The sequence below is a fragment of the Rhodoblastus sp. 17X3 genome, assembly GCF_030056575.1.
In the GTDB taxonomy this organism is placed as follows: Bacteria; Pseudomonadota; Alphaproteobacteria; order Rhizobiales; family Beijerinckiaceae; genus Rhodoblastus.
Map to the genome: position 1 here is coordinate 1 of NZ_JASHHX010000026.1, position 11,679 is coordinate 11,679.

10 protein-coding genes and 2 pseudogenes are annotated in these 11,679 nt (G+C 61.7%); 6 read left to right on the forward strand and 6 right to left on the reverse strand.

What is annotated here, in order from left to right:
* Positions 1–397 (forward strand): DNA-methyltransferase (locus QM467_RS17750; RefSeq protein ID WP_283367674.1); only part of this gene is annotated, 397 nt, incomplete at its 5' end.
* A 200-nt stretch (positions 398–597) separates the two neighbouring features.
* Here QM467_RS17750 and QM467_RS17755 read toward each other — a convergent pair.
* Together QM467_RS17755 and QM467_RS17760 are read right to left on the reverse strand one after the other, a co-directional pair.
* Positions 598–2,033, reverse strand: a pseudogene (locus QM467_RS17755) (IS1182 family transposase).
* A 203-nt stretch (positions 2,034–2,236) separates the two neighbouring features.
* Positions 2,237–2,818, reverse strand: coding sequence for a hypothetical protein (locus tag QM467_RS17760; protein WP_283367675.1), 582 nt, complete (start codon positions 2,816–2,818; stop codon positions 2,237–2,239).
* A 122-nt stretch (positions 2,819–2,940) separates the two neighbouring features.
* Here QM467_RS17760 and QM467_RS17765 point away from each other — a divergent pair, with 122 nt between their 5' ends.
* On the forward strand, positions 2,941–3,399 hold the full coding sequence (locus QM467_RS17765; protein ID WP_283367676.1) for a potassium channel family protein: 459 nt from the start codon (positions 2,941–2,943) through the stop codon (positions 3,397–3,399).
* Positions 3,400–3,429: 30 nt separating this feature from the next.
* On the opposite strand, the gene QM467_RS17770 is transcribed toward QM467_RS17765, so the two are convergent.
* Entirely contained in the window at positions 3,430–4,002 is a 573-nt protein-coding gene (locus tag QM467_RS17770) for an HdeD family acid-resistance protein (RefSeq protein WP_283367677.1), read from the reverse strand.
* Positions 4,003–4,657: 655 nt separating this feature from the next.
* Positions 4,658–5,626 carry an AraC family transcriptional regulator gene (locus QM467_RS17775; RefSeq protein WP_283367678.1) on the reverse strand — a complete coding sequence of 323 codons (969 nt, stop codon included), beginning with the start codon at positions 5,624–5,626 and terminating at the stop codon, positions 4,658–4,660.
* A 224-nt stretch (positions 5,627–5,850) separates the two neighbouring features.
* On the opposite strand from QM467_RS17775, the gene QM467_RS17780 reads away from it, so the two are divergent.
* From QM467_RS17780 to QM467_RS17795, 4 genes and pseudogenes are all read left to right on the forward strand, one after another.
* On the forward strand, positions 5,851–7,503 hold the full coding sequence (locus QM467_RS17780) for an arylsulfatase (protein WP_283367679.1): 1,653 nt from the start codon (positions 5,851–5,853) through the stop codon (positions 7,501–7,503).
* A 165-nt stretch (positions 7,504–7,668) separates the two neighbouring features.
* Complete coding sequence (locus QM467_RS17785) at positions 7,669–8,292, forward strand: hypothetical protein (protein WP_283367680.1); 624 nt, start codon at positions 7,669–7,671, stop codon at positions 8,290–8,292.
* Positions 8,293–8,348: 56 nt separating this feature from the next.
* Positions 8,349–8,474: a hypothetical protein gene (locus QM467_RS17790; protein WP_283367681.1), complete on the forward strand. Its 126-nt coding sequence runs from the start codon at positions 8,349–8,351 to the stop codon at positions 8,472–8,474.
* Positions 8,475–8,545: 71 nt separating this feature from the next.
* Positions 8,546–9,529, forward strand: a pseudogene (locus QM467_RS17795) (HAD family hydrolase); the annotation flags it as partial.
* Between the two features lie 991 nt (positions 9,530–10,520).
* Here QM467_RS17795 and QM467_RS17800 read toward each other — a convergent pair.
* Together QM467_RS17800 and QM467_RS17805 are read right to left on the reverse strand one after the other, a co-directional pair.
* The gene (locus QM467_RS17800) at positions 10,521–11,117 is read right to left on the reverse strand and encodes a HupE/UreJ family protein (protein ID WP_283367682.1); all 597 of its coding nucleotides are present in this window, start codon (positions 11,115–11,117) and stop codon (positions 10,521–10,523) included.
* Complete coding sequence (locus QM467_RS17805) at positions 11,114–11,665, reverse strand: HupE/UreJ family protein (protein WP_283367683.1); 552 nt, start codon at positions 11,663–11,665, stop codon at positions 11,114–11,116. Before QM467_RS17805 ends, QM467_RS17800 begins: the two co-directional genes overlap by 4 nt.
* Positions 11,666–11,679: the final 14 nt, after the last annotated feature.

Sequence of the window (11,679 nt, forward strand, 5' to 3'; positions counted from 1 at the left end):
CGCCCCTCACGTCAACAATGTCGAACTCGGCCGCAAGGGCCGTTGGCGCTCCAATGTTTGGACCTATCCGGGCGCGTCCTCTCTTGGTTCCGACGCGCGCCGCGGCCTGCAGGACCATCCGACCGTCAAGCCGACGGCGATGCTGGAGGACGCGCTGCTCGATCTCACGCATCGCGGCGACATCGTCATCGATCCGTTCCTGGGTTCCGGCTCGACTCTCCTGGCGGCCGACGCGGTTGGCCGTGTTTGCTGCGGCGTCGAGCTCGATCCGAACTACCTCGACCTGGTTGTTCGCAGGTATGAAGTGGTCACAGGTCGGAACGTTGTGCTTGAAGAAACCGGAGAAACCTATGGCTCATTGGCAACACGGCGCGCAGAGGAGCAGGTAGACCTGTGACGGATTGGTTGCGGCGCCGCCAGACGGTGACGCCGCAACTCGAAGCTTTCCGACCGTTATCCGGGAGATAGCGGACTTCGGAAGCAACGAACGAACTGGGAATAATGACCGAGGCCGTGTAGAAACGTGATTTTTTGATTTTCCGATAGCAGTACCGGATCGGCGGGAGGAACGATGGCGCGCTGTCCGGCCCGACGAGTTCAGCGGGCAATGGCCTGCATGAGCGGCCTGACGCCGAAGATATTGATCATCCGCTTCATGTTGTAGGCAAGCACTTGCAAACTCATTTCAGTTTTCACCTTTTCAAGGGTTCTGGTCAGGAAATGAGTGCTGCCCATCCAAGCCTTGAGGGTTCCGAAACAATGCTCAACGGTCTGTCGGCGGATGATCATGGCCTCTGGCATGCGGTCGAGCCGCGCCTGCATCCTGTCGAGCACCGCTTCGTGCTCCCAGCGTTTCTGCCGCTTGACCTTGTCAGAGGTGCATTGGGGTTTGAGCCCGCAGGTCAGGCACGCGGTGAGGTTGCGGTAGTGGTCCATATTGTCGCGGCGGTCTGAGCGCACTTTTCCCCGGGTCAGAATCTTCCCCGCCGGGCAGGTGTAGCGGTCGTTCTCGGCGTCGTAGATGAAGTCCTGCACGGAGAAGAGACCGCGCTTGGTGTTGACTGAGGTATGCGTCTTGGGAACGTAAGGCAGCACACCCGTTCCTTCGCAAGCCAGCACCTCTTCGCCGTTGTAATAGCCGCGATCCGCCAGCACGGTAACTTCCTCGCCTCCCGTCGCATCGAGCGCCTTGCCGCCCATGGCTGCCAGTTGCGACCGGTCTGTGCCGACATTGGTCACCTCGTGCGCGACGATCAGATGGTGCTCGGCGTCGACGGCGATCTGGACATTGTAGCCGACAACGCCCGTGCCCTTGCCGCTGGTCGCCATCGACCGGGCGTCGGGGTCGGTCAGGGAAACCTGCTTGTCGGGCGCTTCCTCGACCTGCCGTTGCATCGCCTTCAGGGACTGCATCTGCCGCCGCAGGCCTTCGATCTTCTCCTTGATGCGGGTTGTCTTCGTCTCGGCCACGTCGTCGTGCTGCCGGTCGGCGTGGTCCAACGCGGCCAGGTAGCGCGCGACGCTGGCCTCCACCTGCTCGATGCGCTTGGCGACCTTGGCCACCGTGAAGTTCTTGTCGCGGGTGTTGACGGCCTTGAACTTGCTCCCGTCCACCGCAACGACAGACCGGGTGAACAGGTTGAGCTGGCGACACAGCACGACGAACGGCGCACAGGCCGCATGGATCGCCGGCCCATTGTCGCGGCGGAAGTCGGCGATCGTTTTGAAGTCCGGCATCAAGCGGCCGGTCAGCCACATCAACTCGATGTTGCGCTGGGTCTCCCGTTCGAGCCGGCGGCTCGATTGGATGCGATTGAGACAGCCATAGAGATAGATCTTCAGCAGCGTCGCTGGATGATAGGCCGGCCCGTCGCTTCCGGTTCAACACCGGCAAAGCCCATAGCCGCCAAGTCCAGTTCGTCGATGAAAACATCAATGACGCGGACTGGATTATCGTCCGTCACATAGTCTTCCAAACTATCAGGGAGCAGTGTCGCTTGCCGCCGGTCTTCGCCCTCGATGAAACGATTCATTCCGCCCCCCTCAGCGGAATGAACCTACCAGATCAATGCGTTTCCACACAGGCTGGACCCACGGCGGTCATCCGCGTTTGGACTCATCGGAACGCCAGCCGTCGGCAAGCGGTCCTCGATGTCGGAAAGGAGCGGCAATTCGAGACATGTGATGGACGAGGCGTGGCTGCCGCTCATTGTGCGGACGGGTTCCCAATCCATGATCAGTGCGAAATGGCCGTCGGCGCGCTTATGGGCGATGAGACAGGTCCTCCTGGCCGATCAGGCATTGGCCCAAGCCGTTTGCCACCCTGTTCGGCCAGAATTCGCATTGTAAGATAAAACTCTTGAATATTGGGGTCGTTCGTTCCGTAGCTAAGCATCATGTCTTCCAGGACATGACGAACCGACGGAAACTGCACAAGCGCGTTTTGAATGAGGCCGGAGTAATAATTCGACCAAAGGCCAACATAGGCGCCATTCGACATCTTGTTCGTCTCATACCATTCCGCATAACAAACAAGCAGGTAGTTGAGTATTTTTCTGTAATCGGCGCTTCCTGGCTCGGGCCTGAAATCAGGTTCAAACATTTTTTCCGGAAGGCTTGCGGCGACTGCATTGTAATGCTGCTGCAATTGCAGAAAGACGGTCGTCTTCAGGTTGTCCTGGTTCAACTGATACGCTTCTTTGTTTACGTTAAACGAGTTAGCGCCCACAAATGCGTTTATCATTGTCCCAATCATCGCCAATGAAGATATGATGAGGGGGGCGTTCCTGGACCAGAAACCGGTCTTCTCTTGAGACACATAATCATCCTTTGAATGGGGGAACTGGCCACGTTTTGCCAGCCTCGTCTAGCCGAACTGAGTAAGATCGGCTCCACTTTGAGAAGTCCGACTCGACCAAAGCCTGCGGAGCCTCAATCCTGATGGAAATTTTGATCGCCGGATGCTTGGTGGTTCTCACCGCGCTCGTCCATGCCGCGGGGTTCTCCGCGCTGATCAGGATCCTGATCCGCTCGCGGATCCTGACGAAATCGGGCTTCCCGCTGGCGACCGCCCTGGTGATCGGCGTGACATGCTGGCTGATCCTGCTTCACTCGGCCGAAATTTGCCTTTGGGGCTTTTTCTATTGGTGGCGGGGCTCCTTTCCCGACGCAGAATCCGCGTTTTATTTTTCCGGCGTCACCTACACGACTCTGGGTTACGGCGACCTCGTCCTGCCCAAGCCGTCACGGATGCTCGCCCCGCTCGAAGCCTTGACCGGCACGCTGGTGTACGGGCTGTCGACCGGACTTTTCTTCGCGATCGCCAGCCAGTGGATCGGCAATTGGACGCGCAGGCTGTCGGTGCCGGAATCGGATGCCACCAACCCGCCGAACACATAGCGCGCCGTCGAAACACGGCCGGTCCGTACTTCACGCGCGAGGCTTGAGGGCCAGTCCGAAATTGATCCAGCTGAAGCCGGTGAAAAGCAGATCGACGCCCAGAAATGTCCCGAGGACGTAAAGCCCCGAAACGGGCCAGTGCGCGAGGATCATAAGGCCGAGCAGGGCCGTGATGACGCCGGAAAAGGCAACCCAGCCCCATCGCGTCCCCTCCTGCATCTGGAAGGCGAGATAAATGCGCAGGATCCCGCTGGCGACCAAAGCCGCGCCCAAAAAGAGGGTGAGCACCCCGGCGACCAGCAGCGGATTTTCAAAGGCGAAGAAGCCGGCGAGCGCATAGATCAAGCCCAGAAGGATCCAGAGGAAGAATTTGCCCCAGGTCTTCATCTGGAAGGCGCTGAATATTTCCGCGACCCCGGCCAGCAGCATCATGAAGCCGACATAGACGACCGAGACCGCCGTGGCGAGGATGACGCTGCCGAGCGCGATGGCGCCAGAGATGACAAAGACGACGCCGAGCGCGACGATCCAGCCCCATTTGCCACGCAGTTCGTGGATGGCTGACCCGAGGCCGCGCGGAGAATTCCCGATTATGCCTGTCATCACTGTTTCCCCAGTTTGCTGCTTGGCGTTCAGCAGAATTCCATTCGCCGACCAAGACCCTCCGAAAACGATTTCACTGTCCGCGGGAATACTGGATTGCGACCTTGGCCATAGCGCGTTTGCAGGGAAGGCGGACCTCCGCCAGCCTTGGCTTCATGCAGCTTATGGTCCCGGTCGCGTGCGCGGCGCCGCCGCATAACTTCCGCACGTCGGCCACACAGGTCTGGGCGGAGGAGGCGGCTTTCGTCAGCTTGGTCCTGCACGGTTCCGAGAGATTGCCGAGGTTGGAGTCAAAGCAGGCCTGAATCCGCCCGCCGCCCGGTTTGACATGGCCGCAAAGAGCTTTGAAGGACGCCGCACACGCCTTCAGGGATGTGCCCCCGCCAGCGCGCGCCGGCGGCGCCATGCCCAAGCCGAAAAGCGTGATGACCACGCTCAACAGGACTATTGCGGGCGCTCGCTTGCCGGCGCGGATCGCTGTCATGACCATGTTGTTCTTCGCATTCTTCTCGTCCTGGCCGCTCCGACATTACGCAATGAGCAGCAAGGTCGGCAACTCAACTAGCGCATTCTCCGCTCACCGACCGCGAATTTTTGCTTGAATGGAGTGCGGTCGCAGGACGACGCCGTTGGGGCGGCCGGACTTCACCAACGCCTAGTTCCTGCCGCGCCTCAATGTCTCGGAGGGCCGTTCGCCAAATTGGCGACGATAATCCACGGCGAAATGTCCGGGGTTGCCGAAGCCGCATTCGAACGCAACGGTCGACACCGAAGTGTTCGCGTCCGGGTGCGACAATTTTTGCCAGGCGCGTCCGAGCCGCACGCGCTTCACGAATTCCATCGGCGAATAACCCCGGGCCGATCTGAAGGTCGAAAAGAGGCTCCGGGCGCTGACATTAGCGGCCGAAGTCAACCCCTCGATCGTGACAGGCTGGTCCCAATTCGCTTCGATGAATTGCTCGGCGATGCGGACCTGCCACGGCGCGGCCGCCTCAGGCTCGCCGTGCAAGAGCCTGCTGTAATTGTTGGGATTGGCCAGCAGGAACGCCGTCATCATCGACTGCTGCAGTTCGGACTGGAGCAGCGGCGGCACCGGCGACGATTGTCCTGCCTCCGCTGCGACATAGCGGAGCAGGCGATCCAGCCGCAACGCCGCCGGATCGCGCCCGTTGACCGACGGCTCGAAACGCAGGGGTCCGAATCGCAGGTCCCCGACGATCGCCGACAGCTTGCCCATCAATGCGGCCGGCTGCACCGTCATGCTCAAATGTTCGAAATTGGCGCCGTAATGCAGCGTGGCGACGCCGGGAGACAGGACGGCGCCGTTATCCTTCGATACGGCGACTTCCCGCCCGCAGATCTCATGCGCGCCCGCGCCGCTAAGTGGCGATGGACTTCCCGCGAAGGCGTTGAATTCGGAAAAGCGGATCTCGAATCCGTTTTCGTACTGGCCGTGGAAAAGGCCGACGGCGCCAAGGGCGATCGACTTCATCCGGCAGCGGAATGGGGCGTTCCGGCCGCGCAGATCGAGGCTTGCACGGCCGAAAAGACTGCTCAGCCGCGCGGCAAGCTCATCGGGATCGCGCGTGTCGAACGTCTGGCATTCGTTTGCAGGTATCGCCACCAGCCCGTACACTTTCCTATCGTCTCGACCTGCCCTGGCGCCGGAGCCCTCACACCGCTTTTCACGCTATTCCAAATATAATCGCAGTCAATGCGCTCAGTGAGCGGATATTGCGCTCTGCGAGCGGCGGATTCGCTGCTTTTCCCCTACCATCCGCGATCCCGCTCATCCGCGGCGGCTGAAAAGCGCGTCATCTGGCCAGGGACGTCTTTGGAGGAGAAATCATGCGATCTAAGCCAAAACATTGGCTGGCGCTTTGCGCCGCGCTCGCCGGCCTTTCAGCGGCGCCCGCGAGCGCGGCGTCGGCGAGCAAGCCAAACATTGTCGTCATCATGGGGGACGACATCGGCATTACCAACATCGGCGTTTATGGCCATGGCATTATGGCGGGCAAGACCCCCACCCTCGACAAGATCGCCAGGGAGGGCATGCTCTTCACCGACTATTACGCCGAAGCGAGTTGCACGGCCGGCCGCGCGAATTTCGTCACCGGCCAGTTGCCGATCCGCACCGGCCTCACCACGGTCGGCCAGGCGGGCGCGGCGATCGGCATGCCTGCCGACGCGGTGACCATTGCCACGGTTCTGAAGTCAATGGGCTACGCCACAGGCCAATTCGGCAAGAACCACCTGGGCGATAAGAATGAATTTTTGCCCACCCTCCATGGGTTCGACGAGTTTTTCGGCTACCTCTACCATCTCGACGCGATGGAAGACCCGTTCCATCCCGGCTATCCGCAGGAATTGCTGAACCAGGTGGGGCCGCGCAACCTGGTGCACAGCTGGGCCACCGACGTTGACGACCCCACGGAGATGCCGCGTTGGGGCAAGATCGGCAAGCAGAAGATCGTGGACGAAGGGCCGTTGCCGCCGCACCCGATGCAAGGCATCAAATACAACATGGAGACGGTGGACGAGGATTTTGTCGCCGCTTCCGTTGCGTTCATGGACAAGGCAAAAGCGGCCAACAAGCCGTTCTTCCTGTGGCTCAATCCGACCCGCATGCATGTGGTGACGCATCTCTCGCCCAAATATGAGGCCATGCGGAACTCGACCAACGGATGGACGGAACAGGAAGCGGGCATGGCCCAGTTCGATGACGACATCGGCATGGTCATGCAATATCTCAAGGACAAGGGCCTGGACGACAACACCATCGTCCTGATCACCTCCGACAATGGTCCTGAGCAATTCACATGGCCCGACGGCGGCCAGACGCCGTTCGCCTTGTCCAAGGGGACGGTCATGGAGGGCGGCTTCCGGGTGCCGGCCCTGCTGCGGTGGCCGAGCCGCGTGCCGCAGGGCGCCATCCAGAACGGCATCTTCTCCGGCATGGACTGGCTGCCCACCTTCGTGGCGGCGGCAGGCGATCCCAACATCGGCGACGAATTGCTGAAGGGCAAGGAGATCGGCGGCCGCACCTACAAGAACCATCTGGACGGCTACAATCAGATGGCCGCCATCACCGGCCAGGGCCCGTCAGCGCGGCATGAAATCCTCTATTTCGGCGAAAGCACGCTTGGCGCCGTCCGGATCGACGATTTCAAATATCGCTTCATCGACCAGCCCGAAGGGTGGATCGGCCACAAAAACCACCCCGACATGCCCATCCTGACCAACCTGCGTCTCGACCCGTTCGAGCGGACCGGATGGTCGGGGGACGGGCTGGCGAAGGGCTCGGCCCAATATTGGGACTGGTTCAAGTTCGAATTCTGGCGTTTCGTGTTCGTGCAGCAGATGCTGGCGAAGGAGGCCCAGACCTTCGTCGATTATCCTCCGATGCAGCCGGGAGCGAGCTTTAATCTCGACGCTCTGAAAGCCGAAATGCAGAAAAGGGCTGCCGAGGCGGCGGCGGCGGCCAAGGGCGCCGGCGACTGACCCAAAATGTTCAGGGGCGGCCAGAGCCAGCCGCCCCTCTTTCCCATGCGAAGGCGAAGCGGGTCGCTGTTCGAGAAGTGCGATAAAGCTCCAACTGCGCGCAAAGGCTCCATCGATGATGATTTCTATGAAAAAGCCCGCGCTGCTTGCGGCCATACTGGCACCATGGCGCTCGCCGACTTTCGCCCCGCGCAAGCCCAACAAGCGGCGGGCGCCGACAAGGCGGCCGATACAAGCGGCGAAAGCGATTCCGATCTCGCCAAGAAAGTGCAGAATCCGATCGGCGATCTGGTCACCTTCCCGTTCCAGAGCAACACCAATTTCGGCGTCGGGCCGCATCACGGCGCGCAGGAAATCCTCAACATCCAGCCGGTGATCCCGTTCCACATCGACGAAAACTGGAACGTCATCACCCGCACCATCCTTCCGCTGGCGTGGAATCCCGACATGTCGCCGCTGCCGAGCACGAATTTCGGCGCTTCCCCCACCAGCGTTTCCGCCTTCCTGGCGCCGAGCCGACCGAGCAACGGCTGGCTCTGGGGCCTCGGCCCCGTCGTTCAGGTTCCGACGATCACATCGCCCTATCTTGGCTCGAGCGTCTGGGGCGGCGGTCCGACCGGCGTCCTCGTCTATATGAACGGGCCGTGGGTCGCGGGCGCGCTGGTCAACAATATCTGGTCCTTCGGCAGCACGAGCGGGCGCTTCGGCAATGGCTACAGCAATTTCCTTACCCAGCTTTCGTCAACTACAATTTCAGCGGCGGCTGGTACCTCACCAGCGCGCCGATAATCACGGCGAACTGGGACATTCCGGGGACCAAATGGACGGTTCCCATCGGAGGCGGCGTGGGGCGCTTGATCAAGATCGGAAAACAGCCGGTCAATCTGATGGTCGGCGCCTATTACAATGTCATCCGGCCGGAACTGGGCGCCGACTGGCAATTGCGCACGCAGGTGATCTTCGTCTTTTGACGTCGCTTGGCGCAGATTGGCTCCCGACGTGCCGGCGAGATGGCCAAACTGGACTTTGGAAAAGCATGATCATGAAGCGCATCCTTCTCGCGATCCTCTTCTGCGTCTTTGCCGGCCCGGTTCTTGCCGGCGATCCGCTGCCGTCCTGGAACGACGGCCTGGCCAAGCAGGCCCTCATCGCTTTCGTCAACAAGGTCACGACGCCGGGCGGGCCGGACTTCGTGCCGCCCGCCGAGCGCATCGCCACATTCGACAATGACGGAACGCTGTGGAGCGAGCAGCCGGCGCCGGTCCAGCTTTACTTCGCGCTCGATCGCGTCAAGGCGCTCGCCCCGCAGCATCCCGAATGGAAGACGAAGGAGCCGTTCGCCTCGCTGCTGAAGGGCGATCTGAAGACCGCGCTGGCGGGAGGCGACCATGCGATCCTCGAATTGTTCATGGCGACGCACGCCGGCATGACCGACGACGAATTCGCGCAGATCGTGACGGACTGGATCGCGACCGCGAGAAACCCGAAGACCGGCAAGCTGTTCACCGACATGACCTATCAGCCGATGCTCGAAGCGCTCGCTTATCTGCGCGCCAACGGCTTCAAGAATTTCATCGTCTCCGGCGGCGGCATCGAGTTCATGCGCCCTTGGGCGGAACGCGTTTACGGCGTCCCGCCCGAACAGGTCGTCGGCAGCAGCATCAAGACGAAATTTGAATTGCGCCATGGCAAGCCCGTGCTGGTGCGGCTGCCGGAGTTGAACTTCATCGACGACAAGGGCGGCAAGCCGGTCGGCATCAACCAGCATATCGGGCGCGTCCCGATCATGGCCTTCGGCAATTCGGACGGCGACCGTCAGATGCTGGAATATGCGCAGGGCGGCGGCGGCGCGCGCTTCGAGCTGCTTGTGCTGCATGACGACGCGGCCCGGGAATTCGCCTATGGCCCGGCGCGCGGATTGCCCGATGTCAAACCCGGCGCCTTCACGCCCGCGCTCGATGCGGAAGCCAGCAAGGAGGGCTGGACGGTCGTCAGCATGAAGAAGGATTGGAACGTCATTTTTCCAAGCGACATCGTCGCCATCGACATCCTACTGCAGCCGGACGCCGCCATGCTCCAGCAGGCTGCCGCAAATAACGCCCGCCTGCTCGGCCTTTACCCGAAAGGCTTTGCCCTCGATGAAACGCACACTCCGCACATCACGATGCTGCAGTGCTTCGTCCGCAAGGCGGACCTGCCCAAGCTTTACGCCGCTGTGGAGAAGGCGCTCGCGGCCGCCGATGTGAACGCGATGAAGCTGGAGGCGTTCAAGCTCTATTATCTTCCGACCGGCGGCGGGCTGGGAGTCGCCGGCATTGTGGCGAAGCCGACGCCAGAATTGATCCGGCTGCAGGCCGACATCATGGCCGCCGCAGCGCCGTTCAACTTGCGCGCCGGCTCGATCGCGGCCTTCACCGCGTCGCACGGCGATCCCGGGATCGACGCCGCGCTCGTCGATTACGTCGCGCGGTTCGAGCAGATCGGGGCGGGCGAGCGCTTCAATCCGCATGTCAGCACCGGCGCCGCCCCGACCGCTACGCTCGACCAGATGATCGCCGAACCGTTCGAGCCGTTTGCCTTCTCGCCGACCGGCGCGGCCGTCTATCAACTCGGCCCGCTCGGCACGGCGGCGAAGAAACTGATGCAATGGGATCTGAACAAGTGAGAGGTATCGTGAAGCGAACCGGACGGGACCTGGCTCCCTGCCCAACTGCATAGTTTAGAATTTTTTGATTGCGGCAATGGCGGCTTTCTGTCGTTCCTTCGCGTCGTCGTCATGCTCAGCAATGTCCGGACCTGGCGCCGAGCGAGCCTCCCGCCGCGGGCAGCAAATCTGCCGTCAGCGGTCTTTGCTTGCACGGCAGGAATAGGTGCTCGTGACCCAATTCGAGGTCGAACCCGTCTATGGCGACCATGATTCCGGGAAGCGGAAGTGGGCTGAACTGCGGAAATGAGTTGACGAGCGGTCATCCTGGAAGTCGGCGAAAGGACGAAGATAAAGTTGGCTTGGCGAGGACTCAATGGAGCGCCCAGCCAAGCGCCAGTAGCCCGCTTGCGGCGATCCAGCTGCCGAGTACGCGGAAAACGATCCTGATCCACCCCGATGTCGCGGCTGCGGCGGCGCTGGCAAGGGATGTGACGATGAAGACGGCCGCCGTCGCGCCGAGCGCGCTGCGAAGGGGATCGGCAGCCCCAGCCGCAATGAGACCGTTGGAATATCCCAGGGCGATGCCGACCATACTGCATAGGGCGATGCGGAGCGCCGCCGGCAGGGGCAAATCGGCCGCGACAAACGCGCCGATCCCGATCAGAACCAACCATGTCGGAAGGATCAATGGGGGCGCGCGCGGCAACTCGCCCAGCAGGCTACCGGCGAACCAAAACAAAGGCAGCATCACGATGGCTCGGCGCGCCGGGGCCTTGCCGCCGAAGCCGGCGTAAATCGCGGCGCCGACGATTGGCGCGAGATATTCCGGCGACACGACGAAATGAGCGACGCCGTCATAGACGGGACCAAGGCCGGTCTGGACGAGATGTGCTGCGGCCGGCCGCGACGACAGGATCAAGCCTACGCCATAAAACGCCGAATGCGCCCAAACGCGCCAACCCGTCATGTGAAGGCTTGAGCAAGAAAAAAGATGCCGCCAGCGCTAATCAGGCCCCCAAGCGCCCTCAGCGCCAGGCGTCCATAGGACCAGCGATGGATGGTTCCAACTCCGATGCCGCAAGCGTGCAGGAGGCCTGTCGCCACGACGAAGCCGATGGAATAGGTCAGGCCGCTTGTGGCGGGCGGAAGTTCGACGCCATGCGCGTGACCGTGGCAGATCGCGAAGAGCGCCACGACCGCCAGCGCGAGAAAAAGCGGCGGGCGGCTTTCCATCATGACGGCGACGCCGAGGAGAACGCCGGATAAGGCGATGCCGATCTCGACCGCTGGAACCGGAACGCCGATCAGGGCGAGGAATCCGCCGAAGGCCATCACAATCGGAAAGGTCACCGGCAGCAGCCAGATCGCCGGGGCGCCAAGTTGCGCGCCCCACAGGCCGACAGCCACCATGGCGATGATGTGGTCGAGGCCAGTGAGGGGATGCAGGAACCCGGTGAGAAAGCCGCTGGCATCGCCGGCTTGTGCATGCGCGTGCGCGCAGGTCGGCGCGAGCATAATACAGCCGATCA